Genomic DNA, 24,199 nt, shown 5'->3' on the forward strand with positions numbered 1-24,199 from the left:
CGAGCGGCCGCTGAAAGCTGGAGGCCAATGCGCCACACCTTGAACAAAACCATCGTTCTTGTCGGAATGATGGGCGCTGGAAAAACAGCTGTTGGCCGCGCGCTAGCAGCCAAAATCGGGGCTCCTTTTCTGGATTCCGACGCCGAAATCGTTCAAGCTGCCAACATGAGCATCCCCGAAATTTTCTCTCGCGATGGGGAGCCATTTTTTCGGGCGCGCGAAACCGAAGTGATCCGTCGTCTGCTCAACGCTGACGAAAAATCGATCCTCTCTACAGGCGGTGGCGCATTTCTTGCCGAAGAAAACCGCAGCCTTATCTCCGATCTGGGCGTCTCGGTCTTTTTGGAAGCCGATCTTGATCTTCTCTGGAGCCGTGTGGGCCACAAAGATACGCGCCCGCTCCTGCGCACGCCCAACCCACGTGCAACTTTGGCCGAGATATTTGAAGTCCGCGCGCCCGTCTACGCCCGCGCAGACATCAAGGTCACCGCTCAACCAGAGTATTCGATCGCCCAAATGGCAGATAAAGTGCTGGCCGCGCTTCACCAGCGCCAAGATGTGATGGAGAGCCAAGATGATTGAAACAGTCCCCGTCTCGCTCGGCACGCGCAGCTATGACGTTAAGCTCGCCGCAGGACTTCTGTCCGAGGCAGGCGCCCATATTGCACCGCTTCTCAAGCGGCCCAAAGTAGCCATTGTAAGTGACGCCCATGTTGCCAGCCTTCACCTAGATACGCTCACCAAGTCATTGGACGCTCAAGGAATTTCTCATTCAAACCTCTCATTGCCCCAGGGCGAAAGCACAAAGAGCTGGGCACACCTACAAGACGTCGTCCACTGGCTCCTCTCAGAGCAGATCGAACGCGCTGATGTGGTCATAGCCTTCGGCGGCGGTGTGATCGGCGATCTCGTCGGCTTTGCCGCGTCAATCCTGCGCCGTGGCGTGCGGTTTGTACAAATCCCGACTTCGCTCTTGGCGCAGGTCGACAGCTCGGTGGGCGGCAAAACAGGCATCAACGCCCCCCACGGAAAAAATCTCATCGGGGCCTTCCACCAGCCCTCACTCGTGCTCGCCGACATCTCGGTGCTCGGCACACTTACAGAGCGAGACTTCCTCGCAGGCTACGGCGAAGTCGCCAAATACGGCCTCCTCGGAGATGCCGCTTTCTTTGACTGGCTCGAAGCAAATGGCCCCGCCCTTGCCGCAGGGGATGAAGCACTGCGCCTTGCGGCGGTCAAACACTCGGTCGCCATGAAAGCTGGCATCGTCTCACGCGACGAAACAGAACAAGGTGAGCGCGCCCTGCTCAATCTCGGCCATACGTTCTGCCATGCCCTAGAAGCCGCCACAGGCTATTCGGATCGGCTGCTGCACGGAGAAGGTGTCGCGATCGGCTGTGCGCTCGCCTTTGAAACATCGGCGCGTCTAGGTCTCTGCTCCCAAGAAGCACCCAGCCGCGTCCGCGCGCACTTAAAAGACATGAAGATGAAGGTTGATATTTCTGATATTGAAGGACAACTTCCCGATTCAGACGGCCTGATCGCGCTCATGATGCAAGACAAGAAAGTCAGCGCAGGAACGCTCAACTTCATCATGGCTCGCGACATCGGTGAGGCGTTTGTAACCTCAGATGTCCCCAAAGAAGTGCTCACGGCTGTGCTCACCGACGCACTCCAATCGCGCGCTTAAGCCGCCCCTGATTTCCTCTTTCTAAAAATATCCTGGGGTAAGTTTCAAAAGTCTCTTCACTCTTGAAACCAAGAGGCAAACCCCCTGCGGTTCCGATGGCACGACGCGCCATCGGAAGCTTCTTTTCGTCATGCCCGCAAGCGCGCACCAGTCGGATCAAATGGCGCCTCATGCAAAATACGTGCTTTATGCGGCTGGCCCAGCACCATCACCTCTATAGCATCCCCCGCTTTCGCGCCGCCTTTGACGAAGCCAAGTGCAAGGCTCATGCCAACAGTATATCCATAGGCCCCCGAGCTGACACGCCCCACAGGCACACCGTCCTTGAAGATCGGTTCGCCGCCTGTCGCGTCGGCGTTAGAAGCGCTCACATCGGCCTCATCAAGCGCAATGATCACAAGCTCCTCGCGCGGCGCTTTGAGCATGGCCTCAGCCACGGCCTCTTTGTGCAAGAAGTCTTTCTCAAGCTTGCAGAGCCGCTCAAGCCCGACTTCCTGTGGCCAGTATTCGGGGCTGTATTCACGGCTCCACGATCCATAGCCTTTCTCAACGCGCAAGCTCATCAAAGCACGGCTGCCGACAGGCCCTGCGCCAAGCTCTTTGCCCGCGTCCAGTAGCGCCTCCCAAAGACGCAGCTGGTCTTCGGATTTGCAATGCAGTTCCCAGCCGAGATCGCCCGTAAAGCTCACGCGCAACGCCAGACATTCAACGCCTGCAATCTCGATCCGTTTGGAGCGCATAAATTTGAAGTCATCGGTTTCAAAGCTCGCATTCGAGAGCTTCTGTAAAAGAGCACGGCTTTTCGGGCCCGCGACGTTAAACCCGCACATCGCCTCGGTCATACTCTCAAATGTTGTGCCCGCAGGCAGCTCAACCATATCATAGAACCGCTTCTGATAGCGTTCCGCCATACCTGAGCTCACAATCCAGTATTCATCCTCCGCCAGCTTCGTCACAGTCGCATCCCCCGCGATACCACCCCGCACACCAATCAGCGGTGTGAGGCAGGAGCGCCCCACTTCGCTTGGCATTTTGTTGGCAAAAACAGCATTGAGCCAGTCTTCAGCGCCTGCGCCCTGCACGCGGTATTTAGCAAAGTTACTGATGTCGATGATGCCTGCATGCTCGCGCAGCATCTTACATTCTTCACCCACTGGCCCCCACCAGTTCTGGCGCGTGAATCCGTCTGTGTCTTCAGTGCCCTCAACACCCGAATACCAGAGCGGATGCTCCCAGCCGTAGTTCAGACCAAACACAGCGCCGATGGCTTTCTGATGCCCATAAGCAGGCCGCGTGCGGACAGGCCGCCCCGCTGCGCGTTCCTCATTCGGGAAATGGATTTTGAAGCGGTGCGCATAGACGTCCTGCACCTTGGCCTTGGTGAATTTCTTATCCGCCCAGTCGCCAAACCGCGCCATATCCCAAGCGAACATATCATATTCCATCTCGCCCGTGGTGAGCCACTGCGCCACCATAAGCCCCATGCCCGCCGACTGGCTAAAGCCCGGAATAATCCCGTTGCAACAAAAGTATCCCTTGAGCTCAGGCACAGGCCCAAGGATCACGTTGCTGTCTGGCGACCAGATCATTGGCCCGTTGATCACGCGCTTGATCCCAGCTGTGCCCGCCACAGGGACACGGTCAATCGCGCGCATGATATTTTCTTCAATGCGGTCAAGATCATCAGCAAAGAGATCATGGGCAAAGTCCAAGGGCGTCCCGTTCTCAGCCCAAAAGCGCATGTCTTTCTCATAAGCACCAATCAAAAGGCCTTTGCCTTCCTGACGCATGTAATACTCGCCGTCACGGTCAGCCACAGAGGGAAGACGGCGGTCGATTGCAGCAATCTCGGGGATGCTCTCTGTCACAAAATACTGGTGCTCTGTAGGTTGCAGCGGCAGCTCAATACCCGCCATCGCGGCCACTTCACGGCCCCAAAGCCCGGCCGCATTGATCACCCATGGCGTTTTTATGTCGCCTTTTGGTGTGCGCACAATCCAGCTTCCGTCTGGCTGTGCCTCGGTCGCCGTCACGGGCGTGAACCGGTGAATTTCCGCACCCTTCTGGCGCGCCCCAGCCGCATAAGCATTGGTCACGCCTGAAGGGTCCACGTTGCCGCCTGAGGGCTCCCACATGATACACTTGATACCGTCAAAGTTCACCAGCGGGTGCAGCTCCTCGGCGCGCTCGCGGCTAATCTCACTGAAATCCATTCCATAGAGCTTTGCCTTAGCTTCCTGAAGCTTGAGCTGGTGCACCCGCTCCTGCGTTTGCGCAAGATAAAGCGACCCGGGTTGAAACACACCACAGCTCTGGCCCGTTTCTTCCTCAAGGCTGTTGTAGAGGTTCATAGTGTAATGCTGAAGGCGGCTGATGTTGGCGCTGTCGTGCAAGCCATGAATGCCCGCTGCCGCATGCCAAGTGCTGCCTGAGGTTAACTCGTCACGCTCAAGGAGCACAACATCTGTCCATCCCAGCTTAGTGAGGTGATAAAGAATGGAGCAGCCAATCAGCCCCCCCCCGATAACAACAGCTTGAGCCTCGGTGCGCATAGAATTTTGCCTTTGCATTGCGTTCACATGCGCACCACCCTGACGCAGAACAGCGCGATTCTTTTGCCAATCCCCGACACTTCCCGTCGCTGTGAGGCAAACCGCGAGAAAAGTCGTTCGCGACACATTCTGTCGCACAAAGCAAAGAGAGGGCCGCCAGGACATGGGTAGCTCTGCCAAAAGAATGAGGAGCCTGCCATGAAAATAACCACCCGCGTAGCTGTCATCGGTGGAGGCGTTGTCGGCGCCTCTGTGCTCTATCATCTGACAAAACTCGGCTGGTCCGATGTCATGCTCCTTGAGCGCTCCGAGCTGACTTCGGGCAGCACATGGCACGCAGCTGGTGGCTTTCACACGCTCAATGGCGACACGAATATGGCCGCTCTACAGGGCTACACCATCCGCCTCTACAAAGAGCTCGAAGAGCTTACAGGCCTTTCCTGTGGTCTGCACCATGTCGGCGGCGTGACCCTGGCCGACAATCAGGACCGCTTCGACATGCTTGTTGCCGAGCGCGCCAAGCACCGCTTCATGGGGCTGGAAACAGAGATCGTCGGCCCCGACGAAATCAAGAAAATCGCTCCCGTCACCAATGTCGAAGGCATCATTGGCGGGCTTTACGATCCGCTTGATGGGCACCTTGATCCCTCAGGTACAACCCACGCCTATGCCAAAGCCGCCCGCATGGGTGGGGCCACCATCGAAACACACACGATGGTCAAAGAAACCAACCAGCGCCCTGATGGCACATGGGATGTGGTCACAGACAAAGGCACGATCCACGCCGAACATGTGGTCAACGCAGGCGGCCTCTGGGCGCGCGAAGTCGGCGCGCTGGCAGGGGTCTACTTCCCGCTCCACCCAATGGAACACCAGTATATCGTCACAGACGAGGTGCCCTTGATCCGCGATATGATGGCCGATGGTATCGAGCACCCTCACGTGATGGACCCCGCAGGCGAAAGTTATCTGCGCCAAGAAGGCCGCGGCCTCTGCATCGGCTTTTACGAACAGCCCTGCCGCCCTTGGGCGGTTGACGGTACCAGCTACAACTTTGGCCAAGAGCTTCTTGCTGATGACTTTGACAAGATCGAAGACAGCATCAACTTCGCCTACAAGCGCTTCCCCGATCTGGAAAAAGCCGGCGTTAAGTCCGTGATCCACGGCCCGTTCACGTTTGCCCCTGATGGGAACCCGCTCGTCGGCCCCGTCCCCGGTATGCGCAACTATTGGTCTGCCTGCGGCGTCATGGCCGGCTTTTCTCAGGGCGGCGGCGTCGGCCTCATGCTCGCGCAGTGGATGGTTGAGGGCGAATGCGAACGCGACACCATGGCAATGGATGTCGCTCGCTTTGGGGACTGGATCACACCGGGCTACACCCTGCCCAAAGTCATCGAGAACTACCAAAAGCGCTTTTCCGTCAGCTATCCGAACGAAGAGCTCCCCGCCGCGCGCCCCTTCCGCCAAACGCCTATGTATGACGTCTTTGACGAAATGGGCGCAGTCTGGGGCCAGCAGTTTGGCCTCGAAGTGGTCAATTACTTCGCCCAAGGCGATGAGCCGCGCTTTGAGACGCCAAGCTTCCGCCGGTCCAACGCCTTTGAGGCCACCGCGCGCGAAGTCAAAGCGGTGCGCGAAGCCGTTGGTATCAATGAAACGCATAACTTTGGCAAATACCTTGTGACAGGGCCAAATGCCCGCGCATGGCTTGACCGCGTTATGGCAGGCCGTGTCCCACAAATCGGCCGCCTCTCGCTCACGCCCATGCTCAGCCACAAAGGCCGCCTGATCGGAGATTTCACCATTTCCTGCCTTGGCGAGGAAGCCTTCCAGCTCACGGCAAGCTATGGCAGCCAAGCCTACCACATGCGCTGGTTTGAACAGAACGAGATGGAAGGCGTCACAGTTGAAAACGTCTCAGACAAGCTCACGGGCTTCCAGATCGCAGGGCCAAAAGCGCGCGAGGTGCTCGCCGCCTGCACACGCTCTGATGTGTCGACCATGAAGTTCATGGATGTGCGCCACATGACAGTCGGCATGGTCGATTGTGTGGTCCAGCGCGTGAGCTACACGGGCGATCTGGGTTATGAAATCTACTGTGACCCGATGGCCCAACGCGCGCTCTGGCGCAAGCTTTGGGAGGCAGGCCAAGATCACGGCATGTTGCCCTTCGGGATGCGCGCAATGATGTCGCTACGCCTTGATAAGTTCTTCGGCTCATGGCTCAGCGAGTTCTCTCCCGACTATACCGCCGCCGAAACAGGGCTGGACCGCTTCATCAGCTTCAAGAAAAACGCCGATTTTATTGGCCGAGCAGCCGCCGAAGCCGAGCGGGAGGCTGGCCCCGCGCGCAAGCTTTGCGCCTTCGAAGTTGACGCCGACGATGCCGATGTCAACGCCTATGAGCCGATCTGGCTGGGCGGCGAGGTTGTCGGCTTTTGCACATCAGGTGGCTATTCTCACCATGCCGGCAAGTCGATTGCGCAGGGTTTTGTGCCCCTTGATCAAGCTCATGACGGTCTGGAAGTCGAAATCGAGATCTTGGGCAAGATGTGCAAAGCCCGCCTTATCACCACAGCACTCTTTGACGCTGACGGCGCTAGGATGCGCGGCTGATGATACGCCGCGCGGTCCTTATCCCCGCGGCTGGCGCCTCCTCTCGCATGAGGGGGCGCGACAAACTCTTGGAAGACGTAAACGGCATTCCTTGCCTTTCTCATATGGCAAAAGCGGCCCTCAAAAGCGCAGATCAAGTTATCGTCACCCTGCCCAACGCTGATCATCCGCGCGTCAAATCTCTCGCGGGGCTGCATGTTGATATCATGTTTGTCCCAGAACACGCGGCAGGCATGTCCGCCTCCCTGCGCGTGGCTGCAACAGCCGTCGATGCGGATGCACTTATGGTCTTGCCTGCTGACATGCCAGATCTCGCCGCGCATTTACCCGAGATGTGGCAAGCGTTTCGCGGTCTGCGCGCAGGCGAAATCCTGCGCGCCACCACATCACAGGGGGAAGCAGGCCACCCAGTGATCTTCCCGTCAAATATTTTAGCAGAATTTCAAAGCCTTACAGGCGACACTGGCGCTGCGCCTATTCTGCAGCAATATGCGTCTCTGGTGCGGCTATATGCTCTGCCACACTCAGTCGCACGCCATGATCTGAACACGCCCGAAGACTGGGAGGCATGGCGGCAAAAATCCAGTGAGGAAGAATGATCTCTTCAATGCCCTGAAATACAATGGTGTCTATCCCGTCACTGATAGACCCCGCGCCAACGCCCGTAAATTCAAGCGCCACAGGCACAGCTAGTTCTGATAAGTCTACAGCCCGCACATTCGCACGCGCTGCTCCGCCCAAGAGGTAGTCTGCCCCAAGCCCACCGCGCACATAACTGGGACGAAAAACGTCCAGCTCTGCAATGTCCTGCTGTAGAGAACCATCGCCATAGGCCAGATAGAAGTTTTCGAAATATCCGCTCATCTCTAGGCTGCGTCCCTCTGCTCACTGCGTCGCGGTCACGGTAGCGCCCGCTTGCGGCGCGATTGCGGCAAGACTGCGGAATTGGTTACAAAATTTAGGCAAATTTCGCCTTATTGGTTAATCCAAGGCAAAGCTCCCGATAGGCCACAGACAGCACATAAAAACAGGGAGGGCGCACAAAGCACGCCCTCCCCAGCACCCCGATCGTCTGGGGCGCAGCTGCATATTCCAAAATGTTAAAAAAGTGCCGCGCGCCCTGTCAGGCAAAGCGCGCGGCGATACTCGTTACCGAACCAGCAGTTTGGCTTCGTGCTTCTTCAGAGCGCGGCGGGCGGCGGTGTAGTCTTTGATACCCTCTTCTGTCTTCAGCTCTGGGAAGAGCTGGAAGATTTCGTCGCGTTGCTCTGTGCCCAACCCGTCGATCACCGACTGACCAGGTTGGAAGCTCTCGGTCCATGCCCCGTTGCTCAGAACAACCTCGTGGTTGTCGAACATAAAGTGCACATAGGTGACACCCAGCGTCCCCACTTCATCGACCCCTTTGAGCTCGGTGAGGTGCTTGGCAGCTGCGAGCACTTCTGTCTCCTCAAAGTAAAGCGAGGTGCGCTCGTTATTGATCAAGATCCGGTGCTGCGGGCTGACAAGAATGTCATGCTCTGGCAGGTTGTTACCAAGAGCGCCCTTCTGGATGAGGATCGGGCGCAGGTTGGGCGAGCGAGCAAGCTCATGCCCCGAAAGCGTCTTCTGTCCCATCCAACGGATTTCCTGAATGCCGTTGTCCCGCGTGATGATCTTGTCACCGACCTTGAGGTCTTCCACAAGGCGCTCGCCCCGCGGTGTCGCGATCGCTGTGCCGGGCGTAAAGCAAGGCACGACGTTCTCGATTTCTTCAAAGGCCATCGTTGAGGTTACGTTGCCGTCCGCATCGCGGAATTCGACAATCCCATCTTCACGATCATCCGAGGTGTAGATGATATTCAAGCTTCCGCCTGGATTGTTCGCCTCGGCCGCACCGGTCAGATCCAATGTGTCAAAGTCATTCGGAACAAACTCCGGGTTCTCCGCACTGATAGGCAAAGCAGGGTCAAAGTCGGGGTTTGGCCGCTCACCAGCAGGGCCATCGCCGCCATCTACAACATCACCGCCTGTGATTGCGCCGAAGTAATCCTGACCATCACCGCCCAAGAGCGTATCGGCACCAAGACCCCCAAGGATGCTGTCATCACCAGCGCCACCGTCTACAACATCATCGCCTTCGCCAGCGTCGATCGTGTCATTGCCAGCACCGCCGTCAACCAGGTCGTTGTCGATGCCCGCGTCGATCAGATCATCGCCAAGTCCGCCAAAGATTGTATCAGCGTCGTCGCCCGTAAGGATCGTATCGTTGCCAGCGCCCCCAATGACCGAGTCACAGTCGTCAAGCGGGTTCGGATCCGTCGCATCAAGGATTGGGCTCGGACCTGAGGTGTCGATGAAGTCGTTTCCGGCTCCCGCATCCACCACGTCACATCCGTCACCGCCAATGATGCTGTCGTCGCCGTCGCCGCCGTCAACCGTATCATCACCAGCCCCCGCAACAACCGTATCGTTGCCTTGGCCTGCAATGACGCTGTCGTTGCCGTCGCCTGCGTCCACAAGGTCATCGTCGATGCCCGTGTCGATTGTGTCATCCCCTGCGCCGCCGATGACGGTGTCGTCGTCGTCGCCTGTGGTGATCACATCATCGCCAGCGCCCGCATCAACAGAGTCACGGTCGTTGTCTGGGAATGGATCGGCTTCATCGATCAGCGGCAGGAAGCTGCCTGATGTGTCAATCGTATCGTTGCCTTGACCACCCAAAACAGTGTCCGAACCGTCGCCTGTCGTCACAAGGTCATCATCAATGCCCGCGTCAACCACATCATTGCCCGCGCCCGAAACGATCGTGTCATCGTCGTCGCCCGTGGTGATGGTGTCGTCGCCGTTCCCACCAATAATGCTGTCGCGGTCATCTTCTGGGTCCGTGTCCACATCGTCAGTCAGGTTATCGCCACCCGAGCTGTCGATCACATCGTTGCCGTCGCCGCCATCAATCGTGTCAGAACCGTCCCCACCAATGACAGAGTCGTCATCAATGCCTGCGTCAACCAGATCATTGCCAGCGCCCGCATCAATCGTGTCGCGGTCGTCGCCCGTGGTGATCGTGTCGTTGCCAGCCCCTGCAATCACGCTGTCACGATCATTCTCAGGATCGAGGTCTTCGCTGTCAGGTGCGTTGTCAAAGTCAGGACCAGAGGTGTCGATAAGGTCGTCGCCCTGGCCTGCATCAACAGTATCGCTGCCTTGGCCTGTGGTGACGATATCGTCATCGATACCCGCATCTACACTGTCGTCACCGTCGCCGGAGACGATCGTGTCACGGTCATCACCTGTGAGGATCGTATCATTGCCAGCCCCGCCAATCACGCTATCGCGGTCATCTTCTGGGTCTGGGTCCGTAGCATCAAGCTCTTCAGTTGTGCCGGATGCATCAATGAAGTCATCGCCCTCACCGCCGTCAATCGTGTCTGACCCGTCACCACCGATAACGCTGTCTTCGTCAATGCCCGCATCGATGCTGTCGTTGCCAGCGCCGCCGAGAATAGTGTCGTCGTCATCGCCGGTAATGATCGTGTCATCGCCGTCGCCGCCTTCGGCAAGATCGCGGTCATTGCCAGGGTTTGGATCTGTCGAGTCAGGTTCCTCAAGGAAGCCCGAGAGGTCGATAAAGTCATCGCCCTGCCCGCCAATGCCCGTGTCTGAGCCATTTCCACCAGTCAGACTGTCTTCGTCGATGCCACCGTCAAGGAAGTCATCGCCGTCACCACCAATCAGCGTGTCGTCGTCATCTTCACCAAAGATCGTATCATTGCCCGCGCCACCGTCTGCAAAGTCACGGTCGTTCTCTGGCAGGATATCAGTCGCATCAGGCTCGTTGCCGCCATAGGTGCTGCCACCCGCGTTGATGAAATCGTCGCCATCGTTGCCAAAGATACTGTCCGCACCGTGCTGACCGATGATGCTATCATCGCCTGTGCCGCCTGTGATCGTATCATCATCGATACCACCATCGATCGTATCGTTGCCCGTGCCACCATCAATCTCATCGGCATCATCGCCCGTCGAGATGACATCGTTGCCCGCGCCGCCAAAGACAGTATCAAGGCCATCTGTGGTGTTTGGATCAGTCAAGATATCAGGGAAGCCCGCAACCGGCAGGTTGGGATCGTCGCCAATATAATCGGAGAAGGTGTTTGTGCCCGCTTCGATAGTGTCGTCGCCGTCACCACCTACGATAAAGTCGGCGCCCTGGATGTCGACAATGCTGTCGTTGCCTTCGTTGCCGAAGACCTCGTCATCGTCAATGCCCGCAAAAATCGTGTCGTCACCTGTGCCACCTGTGATGGTGTCACGGTCGTCGCCTGTGCGGATGATATCATCCCCTGCACCGCCACTTACGTTGTCACGGTCATCTTCAGGATCGGAATCCACTGGCAAACCAGGGAAGACCTGTTCGTCAATGAGCGGATCAGAGCCTGATGTGTCGATCACATCATTGCCATCGCCGCCGCCAACACTGTCGCGTCCGTCCCCACCATCGATGGTGTCGTCGCCGTCGCCGCCGTCGATGATGTCATTGCCCTCTTCGCCAAAGAGCGAGTCATCGCCCGCTTCGCCGCTGAGGTCGTCATCACCTGTGCCGCCCTGAACATCGTCGTCGCCGTCGCCCGCAAGCACCGTATCGGCACCGTCGCCCGCACGAACGATATCGTCGTTCACATCCTCACCAGGAATAATTTGGTCATTGGCGTCAATAAGGTCGCCATCAGGATCACCCGTGTACCCTGTATCAATCAAATCATCATTAGGCGTGCCCGACACAATACCGTCTGGCATTGCTGGGTCTTGGACCATAACCGTCACCGTCGCAGTGCTTTCGTTGCCTGCAGGGTCCGTGATTGTGTAGTCAAACGTGTCTGTGCCCGTGAAGCCCGCATCAGGCGTGTAAGTCACTGTGCCATCGGCGTTGATCACAACCGAGCCGTTCGCAGGGTCTGTGACACCCGCCACTGTGAGCGCTTCGCCTTCAGGATCACTGTCGTTGGCCAGCACCGCAATCACAACAGGCGTTCCAACATCTGTAGAGTTGGCATCATCCGTCGCAACAGGCGGCAGATCGGCAGGGTCTTCCACAACAACCGTCACCGTCGCGGTGCTTTCATTGCCTGCAGGGTCCGTGATTGTGTAGTCAAACGTGTCTGTGCCCGTGAAGCCCGCGTCAGGCGTGTAGGTCACGGTGCCATCGGCGTTGATCACAACCGAGCCGTTCAATGGCTCTGTCGTGCCCGTCACTGTCAGCGCTTCGCCTTCTGGATCAGAGTCGTTCCCCAGAACATTGATCACAACAGGCGTGTCCAGATCGGTCGTATCCGCATCATCCGTCGCAACAGGTGGCAGATCGGCAGGGTCTTCCACAACAACCGTCACCGTCGCGGTGCTTTCGTTGCCCGCAGGGTCCGTGATTGTGTAGTCAAACGTGTCAGTGCCCGTGAAGCCCGCATCAGGCGTGTAGGTCACTGTGCCATCGGCGTTGATCACAACCGAGCCGTTCAATGGCTCTGTTGTGTCCGTCACTGTCAGCGCTTCGCCCTCTGGGTCAGAGTCGTTCCCCAGAACGTCGATCACAACAGGCGTGTCCAGATCGGTCGTATCCGCATCATCCGTCGCAACAGGCGGCAGATCTGCAGGGTCTTCCACAACAACCGTCACCGTCGCGGTGCTTTCGTTGCCCGCAGGGTCCGTGATTGTGTAATCAAACGTGTCTGTGCCCGTGAAGCCCGCGTCAGGCGTGTAAGTCACTGTGCCATCGGCGTTGATCACAACCGAGCCGTTCAATGGCTCTGTCGTGTCCGTCACTGTCAGCGCTTCGCCTTCTGGATCAGAGTCGTTGCCCAGAACGTCGATCACAACAGGCGTGTCCAGATCGGTCGTATCCGCATCATCCGTCGCAACAGGCGGCAGATCTGCAGGGTCTTCCACAACAACCGTCACCGTCGCAGTGCTTTCGTTGCCCGCAGGGTCCGTGATTGTGTAGTCAAACGTGTCAGTGCCCGTGAAGCCCGCATCAGGCGTGTAGGTCACTGTGCCATCGGCGTTGATCACAACCGAGCCGTTCAATGGCTCTGTTGTGTCCGTCACTGTCAGCGCTTCGCCCTCTGGGTCAGAGTCGTTCCCCAGAACATCAATCACAACAGGCGTGTCCAGATCGGTCGTATCCGCATCATCCGTCGCAACAGGCGGCAGATCACCGTCGCCAACCTGAACGAAGACAACCGCTGTGGAATAGCTCCCCCCCGCGTCTTCCACCGTGTATTCGAAAGTATCCTGGCCTGAGAAGCCGGCATTCGGTGTGTAAGTCACTGTCCCGTCCGGGTTAATAACGACGGTGCCATTGACTGGCTCGGACGCATCCACGACTGTTAGAACATCGCCCTCTGGGTCAGTGTCATTGCTCAACACGTTGATCACGACAGGCGTGTCTTCATCAGTTGTCGCCATATCGTCCACGGGCGTCGCAGGGGCGTTCGGGCCTGTGTCGCCAACCGTCACAGTGACAGTCGCGGTCGAAATGTTGCCGCCTTCGTCCTCAACGGAGTATTCAAACGTGTCTTCGCCCGTAAAGCCGGCATCGGGCGTATAGGTCACGGTCCCGTCCGCATTGATGACAACCGAACCATTCGCTGGCTCCGTTGTGTCTGTCACAGTCAAAGCGTCGCCTTCTGGGTCACTGTCGTTGCCCAAAACGTCGATCACAACAGCTGTGTCTTCGTCGGTTTCAGCCGCATCATCCACGAGCATGGCTGGCTGATTGTCCGCGGGGTCCGCAACAGTCACGGTGACAGTCGCTGTGCTCAGGTTTCCCTGCCCGTCTGTCACAGTATATTCAAAGCTATCTGTGCCAATAAAGCCTGTGTTCGGCGTGTAGGTCACCGTTCCGTCGCCATTGATCTGAACGGAACCATTGGCAGGTTCAGACGTATCCGTAACAGTCAGAGGGTCGCCCTCTGGGTCACTGTCGTTGCCCAAAACGTCCACGACAACAGCCGTGTCCTCATCGGTCAACGCGCTGTCATCCACCACAACAGGCGCATCATTGTCATCGGCGGGGCATGTCGAGAAGTGCAAATCAGAGACCATAACAGTCTGTTCACCAACGTCGCCATTGGCATACTCAATCTCGATCCGCGTGACGGGGCCGGCCACGGAAACAAGGGTTGAGGCTTCGCCATCTTCATAGCCGAAATTCGTATCACCGTCTGACAGGGTGTTGCCAGTTGCGGTCACATTGGAACCTGTTGTGAAAGTCACAGGCAGCTCGTTGCCATCAGGGCCATAGGCGCGGACGGTGACGATGTCTTGGTGTAGGGCAGATGTCGGATCGATATCATTGCCACCGCCGTCAATATCATTGAGGCGGAATGTTACGTTCTGCACGCAATCTTCAAACAAGGCATTTGAGGATGTAAAATCAAGCGTGGTGGTTGATGTGGCATCCACACCGCCTTCGCCGCCTTGACCGGACAGTTTCAGGAAAGACTGGCTGTCAAACGGATCACTCTCGGCAACATAGCCTGGCGCGTTGAACGTGACGCCGGAGGCCTCTTCGTCCTGTGCATCAAAGCCTATGGTGACGTTAATACCGCCGGTGTCGACAGTTTGCGTTGGTTCAACATTGGTGCCAAACGCGCCCAACAAACCCCAATTCAGTACCAGATCAGCCATATCAAAGCCCTCTTTAACAACCTCGGGGAACGCCCCGTCCGCCGATGGTGAACCCCAGGCTCGCGCCTGAACTTCGTTACAAAAATTGCAAAGCCATGTTGGAGAGAGGGCGAAAAGACGCCGCAAGCGCCAAGCGCCTCACGGCACTTGATCAGTTGGCAGCACTCGCCGCATCGTCTGAAAATAAGACTCAGCAGCGCTCTTCGCATCTTCCGATGCTTCGCAGTTCAGCGGTCGCCCCCGTGACCAAACTTACTACGCCCCCCAGTTGGGCAAACTCAGTGATAAGGCTATTATGGCTTTGTCGAAAGATAAATTTGTCGGGAAAACAGGCGCATTTCTCCCCCTTCGCCCCTCAGACCTGGGCTTCACAGGTCAGGCCAAATCCGAAAATTCAAGCATTGTTTCCAAAATCATGTTTTCGAGACGCGCAGGGTTTCGCATTGTTTTTCAAAGGCAAAGTCGTGTTCAAACCACAAAACGAGCCGAACGTGAGAGGCCTCAACTGTCAACAATGAAGAAACAATTAACCTTTGGATCATATTCGTGAATTAAATCGAAAGGCGCCCAAAGCCGCCGATTGGATTGATCACGATTTCGACATGAATGGCGCAAGAGCCTGCGAATTGAACACGCTCCGAAAAAATTGCCACAATTCAAAGGAACGAATCAAACAAAAGAATCATGCAATTTAAAGCAAATCTCTCCCGATTCGGCATCAGCAGCCATTGCTCTCCTGGTCCCAGCCTTGAGCCGATCCATCACCTTCCCTCACAGCGTGTCATAACAGCCAGTTCAAACAACTGGCCCCAAGCGCAAGAACTTGGCATTAAGATAGGGAATTTTCGACCCAGCGTGCAGATATGTCAGGCCACGAAAAGGAAGCGAGCATGGAACACCTCTATTCCGGACGCGACATGCGCGCCACTTTGCTCTGCCCAAAGACAGAAAGCCCGTCACAAACCCTCTTTGTGACCTTTAGCAACTTTCGGGGCGCGCCATCACTGGAAGATGACGGCTTTGGGCAGGATATTCTGAACAAAATGGGCATACCCGCCATTCACATTGTGACAGCAGGCAACACTTGGTTTCAAAGTCCAGAGGTCTTTGACCTCGCTCAAACTGTTCTCAAAACGCGCAGCAAGTTCGCCAAAGCCGTCGGCTACGGGTCAAGCATGGGCGGCTACGGCGCAATGATGTTATCAAACCTATTGCGCCTTGATGCCACGCTCACCCTTTCACCCCAATATAGCATCCAGCCCGAAAAGGTTCAGGGGGATAGCCGCTGGGCCAATATCGCCAGTGAGCTTAATTTTGTTTTTGACGATATGAACATTGGCATGAGTGCAACCGCCCGCCACAATCTATTCTATGATCCCTGCACCGCTGACAACATTCATGCGCAACTCTTTGAGAAAAGAGGCGCAAACTGCTTTGCACTCCCTCATTCGGGGCACTCAAGCGCTGGATTTTTGCAACAAGTCGGCATGTTAACAGAGATTGTCATAGTCGCAGCCCAAGATCCGATGACAGATTTCAAATCTATTCATGAAATAGCACTAGAGCGCTCAGCGCGATCCGCGCTCTATGCCTTCAATCTGGGACAAGCCCAGAAATCATAGCGCTCAAACGAAACACGGACCCACGCAAAGCCACGCGCGTTTCTCTGCCAGTTTTCTGCCTTCGAACAAGGCTCGCTTAATGTGCAGTGGTACCCAAGGCCGGACTCGAACCGGCACGCCTCGCGGCGGGGGATTTTGAATCCCCTGCGTCTACCATTCCGCCACTTGGGCACATTGACTGCCGTTTAGCGCGTTGTTTGCCGCGCGAAAAGTCCAAAATGCATCTAAAGTGAAATCAGCTTGAAACAGACACAAGCGGGCCGCGCGCATTGAGCGCCTCAATATCCATACCCGCCAGCTTCTTATAGGCTCCTGCCGCCTCTTCCAGCTCAACTTGGCTCATCACATCACTGATGCTCTCAAACCCCTCGGGCGCTCGTTCAGCCACAATATCAAGGACTTTGTCAGGTCCAGCCCCGCGATTGGCGAGCACAAGCGCATTTACTGTCTCACGCCGTATCTCGTCATAGCGCTCCAATGCAGCGACGCCCTGCCCCATGTCGCGCAGCTCCCGCGCCAACACACGCGCATCAAGGATCGCCTGCGACGCGCCATTTGATCCAATCGGATACATCGCATGGGCCGCATCCCCCAAAAGCGTCATCCGCCCGTGGCTCCAGCGCGGCAATGGGTTGCGGTCGACCATCGGATATTCCCAGACACTCTGCGCCGTGGTGATGATCTCAGGCACATCGAGCCAATCAAACGTCCAGTCAGAAAAAACGCCCAGAAAGTCATCCAAGCGCCCTTCACGGTTCCAGTCCTGTTCGCGCCACACGTAATCTTCCGCCATGGCTCGGTCCGCAATCCAGTTGATCAGGCAGGTACCGTCATTAAACTCTTCGATCGGATAGCAGACAAACTTGCAGTCCCGCTTGCCCGCCATCGCCATGGTACGCCCGCCAAGGAAGCTCGGCCCCCGCGTGACACCCCGCCACATCATAATCCCGCCCCAATGAGCCGCGCCCTCATCAGGATAAAGCGCCTGGCGCGCCGCAGAGTTGATGCCGTCTGCGGCCACAAAGACACTGCCAGCTGCGCAGCCAAGTGTTTCGCCCGTGCTTCGGTCGGCCAGTGTGATTTCAACACCCGTCGCAGTATCAACCGATCCCGTCACAGCGGCTCCCATCTGGATTACATCAGGCCCCGCCCGCTCCATAAGTGCGCGGTACAGCAACATCTGCATCCCACCACGGTGGATCGAATATTGCGGCCAATGATAGCCCGCAAACTCACCTCGCGCCTCGCGCCAGATTTCACCGCCCTGCGCTGAAAAATACGCAACCTGCTTTGTGCGCAACCCGACCTTGTCGAGCTCCCCCTCAAGCCCAAGCTCAAACAACTCGCGGATCGCATGGGGCTGAACATTGATCCCAACACCCAACGGACGAATTTCGCGGACGGCCTCAAATATCTTGAAAGGAATGCCAAGCTGATGCAGCGAAAGCCCGAGAGTCAGTCCACCAATGCCAGCGCCCGCGATCAAAACGGTCATTATGAATGCCTCCGTATAAATTTTCCCCCATGTTAAAGGACGCCAAAGCCTTGACGCCAGCGCAAAAGCGCGGCCCAATAGGCGAAGGCAGTAAGAACAACAATAAAAACAAAGAGCAGAACAATGTTGCGCAGGCTTTATGACTGGACAATGCGGCTCGCCGAACATCGCCACGCGATGTGGTGGCTGGCGTTCGTGGCGTTCATCGAATCTTCGGTGTTTCCCATTCCACCCGATATCCTGATGATCCCGATGATCCTCGCCCGTCCCTCGCGCGCATGGCTCATCGCCTCTGTGGCGCTCACCGCCTCTGTCATTGGCGGGCTCTTGGGCTACGCCATAGGCGCATTGGCCTTTACCGAGCTAGGCCAGCCGATCCTTGAGAGCTTGGGCAAGGGCGATGCCGTCGCCGCCTTCAATGAGCGCTTTAACGATGTCGGCTTCTGGGCCGTGCTCGTCGCAGGCATGACACCGTTCCCCTATAAGGTCATCACGATCATGTCGGGCTGGACAGGGATGCCCCTTCTCACCTTTATCGTCACATCTATTCTTGCCCGCGGATTGCGCTTTTATATCGTGGCATTCCTGCTCTGGAAATTTGGCGCACCTATTCGTGACTTTATCGAGCGGCGTCTTGGCCTTATGTTCATCCTATTCTGCGCGCTCCTTCTGGGCGGCTTTTATGTGGTGAAATTTTTATGACCTTCTCGCGCCCCAATCTTATCTTGCTGGCAGGCCTCGGTTCTGGCGCCATGATGTTGGGCGCGCTCGGTTTTCAACACATCGGAGAGATGCCGCCTTGCAAACTTTGCATCTGGCAGCGCTACCCCCATGTTGTTGCCATCCTGCTCGCCATGATCGGGCTGATGGTCCCCGGTCGGCTCTTGCCGCTCCTCGGTGCGCTCGCCGCGCTCACCACTGCCGCCATTGGCGTCTATCATACGGGTGTTGAGCGCAAACTCTGGGCTGGGCCCTCAAGCTGCACCTCAAGCGACATCTCAGGGCTCAGTGCACAAGACCTGCTCAACCAGATCATGGCCGCCCCCATCGTGCGCTGCGACGAAGCCCCATGGGAGCTCTTCACCCTCTCTATGGCCAGCTGGAACGCCATAGCCTCCATCGCCCTCACGCTAATCTGGCTGGCTGCGGCAAAGAACAGGGTTTGAATATCCTATAGGGTGTTGGTATCTTGCCCCACCCCACGAGACAGCAAACAAGCCTTTTGGGTGTCTCTATTTGCATAGACGGTCTCTTTGCAAGACTGCGGCCTACATAAACAAAAAGAGCTGCCTTCAGATGATTGTTCAATTTTCCCAATGATACCCTAGGCTCCGCCTCTCAACCCCTTTCTCGCTTCCATTTTTGCCTTAAGACTGCCTTATTGAGCCGTAAAAAGGGTACAAGAACAGGCAAAGGAGATGGATATGAGAAACCTTTTGATGGCCGCTGCGCTTTTCTGGCCTTCTGTCTATGGCTTGGCGACAGGCGCTCAAGCAGGTGAAACCGTCCTACTATTCGAAGACACCGATGACCTGCCCCCGCCCTACAAACAGTGGTGGTATGCAACACAAGCCGACAACAGCTCCTACGACCAAGCCTATGAGGTATTCATACGCGGCGAAGGGAAGCGCGGAGATTTTTTTGGTATTCTGCGGGTCGATTGCCTCAACGCTAAGCACTCCGAGTGGCTCGCCACAGGCGGAATTATGAGTGCCGGCGCTGTCCCAGCTCGCGCAATCTCTGAACTGCGTCAACAGACATGCAAGAATGGCGGCTAAAAGGGACCGGATTGATGCCTGAACACGCCGGAAGACCGATAGAGGCCTCGGCCTGAGCACCTCTCAGATCACATTTGATTTTTGAGAGGTATTTGCAGACGCTGATGTTCGCCGCTTGCGGTCCATAATAGCTTTCTCCACCTCCCCCAAAGCACGAAGCGTTGAGTAAAGACTGACGCGACCGAGCGCTCCATTACTTAATTTTGCGTTACCACACCTTCGATTCAGTCGGTGCACGGGTTGTGCACGGGTTGTGCACGCTTTTCACCCCCCTGTTTTCGGGCGTCAAAACACGCGTTAACCAAGTGGAACGCTGCTCAATTTGAGGCTTTTTTAGTACTCAACAAAAGCGAGGTTTCCGAAGTGGCGACCCCGTCCAACTTGCGGATACGTGCCAGCACTTCGTCAAAAGCTTCAAGGCTTTCCGTGCCGATTTCGGCGATCACATCCCAACGTCCATTGGTGCTATGCACGCCTCTCACCGCGGAAAATCCAGCCAGCTGACGCAGAATCCTTTCGGTCCCACGGCCCTCGATTCCGATCATCATCAGCCCCCTCACAGGGTCCGCAAGACGGTCCTCTTTCAGCACCACAGAATAGCCCAAAATCACCCCCCTCGCCTCCAGCCGCGCGAGCCGCGCCCGCACCGTCGCGCGCGTCACTCCAAGCTGCGCAGCAAGGTCAGAATGTGAGGCCCGTGCATCGTGACGCAGGGCTGAAATAAGGCGTTGGTCAAGATCATCCATAATGATCACCTCAATATATCAAATTGATAAATCTAGCATCTAAATGATCACTTTGGAAGCTATATCGCCTCCCATTTAGCCCATAATCTTATGCCAAACTGCGACAGGAAAAGGCTTCAAGACCATGCGTGATATCATTCTCATTGGCGCTCCAATGGATTCTGGAAAGCGCCGAAAAGGCTGCCTCATGGGGCCAGATGCCTACCGGACTGCAGGCCTGACAGAGGCACTCACAGGCCTTGGGTACCGCGTCCGGGATTGGGGCAATCTCGCCCCCGCCGAGCACGCGCCTGATGACCCCGAAGCGCGTATTTACAAGCACCATGAAACCGTCGGCTGGACCAACCGCCTCTGGCGCACAGGCCAAGACGCGATGGCAAAAGGTTTGCCAATCTTTCTTGGTGGTGACCACGCCCTTTCGCTCGGCTCAGTCGGTGGCGTGAACGCCTACTCAACTGAAAAGAATCAGCCCCAGTTTCTACTCTGGCTGGACGCCCACACCGACTATCACACCCCCGAGACGACTGATTCAGGCAATCTCCACGGCACTCCTGTTGGCTATGTCACAGGCCGCAAAGGCTTCGCAGGCTTCCCCAAAATCGAGCGCCCAATTCCTGAAGAAAACGTTTGTATTCTGGGGCTTAGGTCCGTTGACGCTGCCGAGCGAGAAGCGATGCAAGACACCAATATTCATGCCTATGACATGCGCCGCATTGATGAAACAGGGATTGCAAAGCCGCTGGCTGCTTTTCTCAACAAGGTTAAGAAAGCCAATGGCGCGCTCCATGTCAGCCTTGATGTAGATTTCCTCGACCCCGCTTTCGCACCCGCTGTCGGCACGACCGTGCCCGGCGGTGCAACCATCCGTGAGGCACATCTGGTCATGGAAATGATCTGTGATTCAGGCCTGATGAGCTCGCTGGATCTTGTCGAGCTCAACCCCTTCCTTGATGAACGCGGCCGCACGGCTCAGGTGATGGTCGATCTGGCGGCCTCCGCCCTTGGGCGGCGTGTGTTTGACCGCCCGACACGGGCTTTCTCATGAGCGTACAGTCCCCAAACGCGGTGGTTATGATCCGCCCCAACAACTTTAAACCAAATCCTGAAACTGCCACTGACAACCGCTTTCAGACTATCCCAAATATGCCGTCTGCCGAAATCTCACGCCAAGCGCAGACAGAGTTTGACAACGCTGTTGCAAGATTGAAAGACGCAGGCGTGCGCGTTCATGTCTTCCAAGACAGGGCCAATGACACACCGGATTCTGTTTTTCCAAACAACTGGTTCTCAACGCACCACGGGGGCCACGTAGCCATCTATCCGATGTATGCCAAGAGCCGTCGCAAAGAGCGGCGGACGGACGTCATCGAGTTTTTGAAGCAAGAATACAGGGTCGCCGAAGTTACCGACTTTTCGGGGCTTGAAGCAGATGGGCTTTCTCTTGAAGGCACTGGCGCCATGGTTCTTGATCACATCGGCCGTCTGGCCTTTGTTGCGCGCTCCCATCGCGCCGACCCTATCTTGCTTGAACGGTTTTGCACGCGATTTGGCTATGAACCAATCGTCTTTGACGCCGCTGACGCAGGCGGTTCACCCGTCTATCATACCAATGTTCTCATGTTTGTCGGCTCGGCCTGCGCCATGGTGGGTATGGATATTGTAAGCAACGCGGAACGTAGACAAACGATTTCCGAACGCCTGAGTGAAACTGGGCGCGACGTTATTGCCCTCAGTGAGAGCCAAATTGGTGATTTTGCGGGTAACGCAATTGAACTCACAGGAACAAACGGCCCCGTGCTGGCTTTGTCTTCCCGGGCAGAAAAAGCCCTCTCCCCAGATCAGCGTCGCCGACTAGAGGGAAGCCTGACGCTCCTACCTCTCGATCTGCCAATCATCGAAAGCGCGGGCGGATCTGCTCGGTGCATGATCGCTGGAATTCACCTCGCGCCTCGCGCCAAACGCAATTTTAATTAGAGGTTAAGAACTTTGCTACATCCTTCATCCAAAGCCTACGTCCCCTTCGTTTCCGTCGACAACATGATGAAACTGGTGCACCACATCGGGCTCGAAAATATGCTGCGTGGCCTCGCATACGAGATTGAAACCGACTTCAAACGCTGGGAGCTTTTTGACAAGACCCCCCGTGTGGCAAGTCACTCCGATGTGGGGGTGATTGAGCTCATGCCAACTTCCGACGGCGAGGCATATGGCTTCAAATATGTAAACGGCCACCCGAAGAACACCTCGGAGGGCCTACAAACCGTCACCGCCTTTGGTCTTCTCGCTGATGTTTACACAGGCTACCCCACTCTGCTCAGCGAGATGACAATGCTCACGGCAATCCGAACGGCAGCCACCTCGGCCATGGCCGCAAAACACCTTGCGCCAAAAGGCGCCAAGACTATGGCGATGATCGGCAATGGCGCCCAATCGGAGTTCCAGACGCTGGCTATGAAGGCCATCATCGGACTGGAGGCGGTGCGGCTCTATGATATCGACCCAGAAGCGACAAAAAAGGCCGCTCGCAATCTTGAGGGCATGGGGGTGCAGGTCACCAAATGTAAATCGGCCGAAGAGAGCATGGAAGGTGCAGAGATCATCACAACCTGTACCGCCGACAAACAATGCGCCACGATCCTAACAGATAACATGATCGGCGCAGGTGTTCATATCAACGCCATCGGCGGTGACTGCCCTGGCAAGACAGAACTTGCCGCAGAAATCCTGCATCGCTCTGATATATTTGTTGAATTTCCGCCCCAAACACGCATCGAGGGTGAAATTCAACAGCTCCCGCAGGACCATCCTGTGACGGAGTTATGGCAAGTGATCACAGGCCAAGCAAAAGGCCGCACGAGCGACAAACAGATCACGCTGTTTGACAGCGTAGGGTTTGCAATCGAAGATTTTTCCGCACTCCGCTATGTGCGTGAACACATCAAAGGCACCGACTTCTTTCAAAATCTGGATATGCTAGCAGATCCTGATGACCCACGGGATCTCTTCGGAATGCTCAAACGCGCTGGTTAAAAAAAGCCCCCAAAGCATAAGCTTCGGGGGCTTTTCTTATGTTTCAATCGCGCGCAAAGCCTTGCTTGAGGGGAACAGGCTCGGCTTTAAGCGAGCGTTAGCCGTCTTGGTTGATCGTGCCAGCTTCCTCTGCGGCTGTGATCTCATCCGCATCGAGCAAACCGTCATCATTGATATCCATTTCCGAGAAGCTCTCGGCTGTCATATCTGGGTATACGGCCTGCAGTTCGTCAACAGTCACCGCACCATCGCCATTGGTATCGAGCTCTGCAAGCATATCAGCGCTGGCAAGCATAGGTGTCAGAAGCGTCGCAAGAGCGGCCAGTGCAAGCGTTGTCTTTTTCATGGTCTTTTCCTTTTATTTCATGGGGTTTTACGTAGGAGCCGTTGGGTCTTAGCCATCCGTGCTCATCATGCCTGCTTCTTCAGCAGTCTTGATTTCTGTGTCGTCAAGTGAACCATCGGCATTTGCGTCCATCGTTTCAAAGTCTTCGGTGGTAACGCTCGGCCAAACAGCCTGGACCTCCTCCAATGACAAGACGCCGTCACCATTGGTATCCACTTCAACGGCGCTGTCGCTCATCGCGAGCGCAGGTGAGATCGCTGTCACAAGTGCTGCGAGGGTCAGTGCAAATTTGTTCATCATTCATCCTCCAAGTCGAGGAAGGCGGGTTTGCCTTCTCGGCTGAGATAATCTCCAATTTTTGATTTCGAACAGCACCATCTGAGCGTCTCCCCAAAAGGTGCTAAAAGCCGCCAAAAACCCCTGATCTGGCAGGCGCTTGTGCGCTCAATGGCTCGCTGCACAGAGGTTTGAGCCATTTGGCGCGCAAGACTCAGATCTACTTTGGCAAAGCGGCGCTTATGCAATTCAACCGCGCATGGGACCACTTGTAAGGTCAAACGCTGATCTCTATCTCGTCTCACCTTTTGATTTCTCAAAAAGACGAACTTTTGGCTCCTGCCCCTTGATTCTACACAAAAAAGGGGGGCCGCTTGGGCCCC

At 56.3% G+C, this 24,199-nt stretch carries 16 protein-coding genes, 1 tRNA gene and 1 pseudogene; 11 read left to right on the forward strand and 7 right to left on the reverse strand.

From position 1 onward, the window contains the following. Positions 1 to 9: 9 nt before the first annotated feature. A pseudogene (locus DSM117340_RS07840) lies at positions 10 to 582 on the forward strand (shikimate kinase); the annotation flags it as partial. Continuing rightward, positions 575 to 1,690 (forward strand): 3-dehydroquinate synthase, encoded by a 1,116-nt coding sequence (gene aroB / locus DSM117340_RS07845; RefSeq protein ID WP_089890736.1) that lies wholly within the window; start codon positions 575 to 577, stop codon positions 1,688 to 1,690. The pseudogene DSM117340_RS07840 and the gene aroB, both read left to right, overlap by 8 nt. A 128-nt stretch (positions 1,691 to 1,818) precedes the next feature. Here the strand turns inward: aroB and DSM117340_RS07850 are convergent, their stop codons facing one another. Then, on the reverse strand, positions 1,819 to 4,242 hold the full coding sequence (locus DSM117340_RS07850) for an FAD-dependent oxidoreductase (protein WP_089891638.1): 2,424 nt from the start codon (positions 4,240 to 4,242) through the stop codon (positions 1,819 to 1,821). Positions 4,243 to 4,440: 198 nt separating this feature from the next. Here DSM117340_RS07850 and DSM117340_RS07855 point away from each other — a divergent pair, with 198 nt between their 5' ends. Together DSM117340_RS07855 and DSM117340_RS07860 are read left to right on the forward strand one after the other, a co-directional pair. Beyond that, positions 4,441 to 6,858, forward strand: coding sequence for an FAD-dependent oxidoreductase (locus DSM117340_RS07855; protein WP_271437028.1), 2,418 nt, complete (start codon positions 4,441 to 4,443; stop codon positions 6,856 to 6,858). Further along, a complete protein-coding gene (locus tag DSM117340_RS07860) occupies positions 6,858 to 7,457 on the forward strand; it encodes a nucleotidyltransferase family protein (protein WP_089890732.1) in 600 nt (199 codons plus the stop codon). Before DSM117340_RS07855 ends, DSM117340_RS07860 begins: the two co-directional genes overlap by 1 nt. A 550-nt stretch (positions 7,458 to 8,007) precedes the next feature. Here the strand turns inward: DSM117340_RS07860 and DSM117340_RS07865 are convergent. Continuing rightward, positions 8,008 to 14,523: an Ig-like domain-containing protein gene (locus DSM117340_RS07865; RefSeq protein ID WP_089890731.1), complete on the reverse strand. Its 6,516-nt coding sequence runs from the start codon at positions 14,521 to 14,523 to the stop codon at positions 8,008 to 8,010. An 890-nt stretch (positions 14,524 to 15,413) separates the two neighbouring features. Here DSM117340_RS07865 and DSM117340_RS07870 point away from each other — a divergent pair. Next, a complete protein-coding gene (locus DSM117340_RS07870; protein ID WP_271437488.1) occupies positions 15,414 to 16,145 on the forward strand; it encodes a hypothetical protein in 732 nt (243 codons plus the stop codon). An 87-nt stretch (positions 16,146 to 16,232) separates the two neighbouring features. On the opposite strand, the gene DSM117340_RS07875 is transcribed toward DSM117340_RS07870, so the two are convergent. After that, positions 16,233 to 16,316: transfer RNA gene (locus DSM117340_RS07875), tRNA-Leu, on the reverse strand. 64 nt (positions 16,317 to 16,380) lie between these two features. Continuing rightward, positions 16,381 to 17,640: a flavin-dependent oxidoreductase gene (locus tag DSM117340_RS07880; RefSeq protein WP_089890721.1), complete on the reverse strand. Its 1,260-nt coding sequence runs from the start codon at positions 17,638 to 17,640 to the stop codon at positions 16,381 to 16,383. Between the two features lie 123 nt (positions 17,641 to 17,763). Here DSM117340_RS07880 and DSM117340_RS07885 point away from each other — a divergent pair, with 123 nt between their 5' ends. The 3 genes from DSM117340_RS07885 to DSM117340_RS07895 all read left to right on the forward strand — a co-directional run bounded on the left by DSM117340_RS07885 (position 17,764) and on the right by DSM117340_RS07895 (position 19,418). Continuing rightward, positions 17,764 to 18,342 carry a YqaA family protein gene (locus DSM117340_RS07885; RefSeq protein WP_089890720.1) on the forward strand — a complete coding sequence of 193 codons (579 nt, stop codon included), beginning with the start codon at positions 17,764 to 17,766 and terminating at the stop codon, positions 18,340 to 18,342. Then, positions 18,339 to 18,806: a disulfide bond formation protein B gene (locus tag DSM117340_RS07890; protein ID WP_089890716.1), complete on the forward strand. Its 468-nt coding sequence runs from the start codon at positions 18,339 to 18,341 to the stop codon at positions 18,804 to 18,806. The genes DSM117340_RS07885 and DSM117340_RS07890 overlap by 4 nt, the downstream gene beginning before the upstream one ends. Positions 18,807 to 19,064: 258 nt before the next feature. Further along, a complete protein-coding gene (locus tag DSM117340_RS07895) occupies positions 19,065 to 19,418 on the forward strand; it encodes a hypothetical protein (RefSeq protein WP_089890713.1) in 354 nt (117 codons plus the stop codon). 317 nt (positions 19,419 to 19,735) lie between these two features. Here the strand turns inward: DSM117340_RS07895 and DSM117340_RS07900 are convergent, their stop codons facing one another. After that, on the reverse strand, positions 19,736 to 20,164 hold the full coding sequence (locus DSM117340_RS07900; protein WP_089890710.1) for an Lrp/AsnC family transcriptional regulator: 429 nt from the start codon (positions 20,162 to 20,164) through the stop codon (positions 19,736 to 19,738). A gap of 124 nt (positions 20,165 to 20,288) precedes the next feature. On the opposite strand from DSM117340_RS07900, the gene rocF reads away from it, so the two are divergent. From rocF to DSM117340_RS07915, 3 genes are read left to right on the forward strand one after another with little or no spacing between them, the layout of a single operon-like run. Beyond that, a complete protein-coding gene (rocF, locus tag DSM117340_RS07905) occupies positions 20,289 to 21,209 on the forward strand; it encodes an arginase (protein WP_089890707.1) in 921 nt (306 codons plus the stop codon). Beyond that, positions 21,206 to 22,138: a citrulline utilization hydrolase CtlX gene (ctlX, locus tag DSM117340_RS07910; protein ID WP_089890705.1), complete on the forward strand. Its 933-nt coding sequence runs from the start codon at positions 21,206 to 21,208 to the stop codon at positions 22,136 to 22,138. The genes rocF and ctlX overlap by 4 nt, the downstream gene beginning before the upstream one ends. A gap of 12 nt (positions 22,139 to 22,150) precedes the next feature. After that, positions 22,151 to 23,194, forward strand: a complete 1,044-nt coding sequence (locus DSM117340_RS07915) for an ornithine cyclodeaminase (RefSeq protein WP_089890703.1) — start codon at positions 22,151 to 22,153, stop codon at positions 23,192 to 23,194. A 97-nt stretch (positions 23,195 to 23,291) separates the two neighbouring features. Here DSM117340_RS07915 and DSM117340_RS07920 read toward each other — a convergent pair whose 3' ends face one another. Together DSM117340_RS07920 and DSM117340_RS07925 are read right to left on the reverse strand one after the other, a co-directional pair. Then, positions 23,292 to 23,540: an EF-hand domain-containing protein gene (locus DSM117340_RS07920; RefSeq protein ID WP_089890699.1), complete on the reverse strand. Its 249-nt coding sequence runs from the start codon at positions 23,538 to 23,540 to the stop codon at positions 23,292 to 23,294. A 48-nt stretch (positions 23,541 to 23,588) separates the two neighbouring features. After that, entirely contained in the window at positions 23,589 to 23,840 is a 252-nt protein-coding gene (locus DSM117340_RS07925) for an EF-hand domain-containing protein (RefSeq protein ID WP_245724416.1), read from the reverse strand. Between the last annotated feature and the right edge of the window lie 359 nt (positions 23,841 to 24,199).

The organism is Lentibacter algarum (assembly GCF_040580765.1).
In the GTDB taxonomy this organism is placed as follows: domain Bacteria; phylum Pseudomonadota; class Alphaproteobacteria; order Rhodobacterales; family Rhodobacteraceae; genus Lentibacter; species Lentibacter algarum.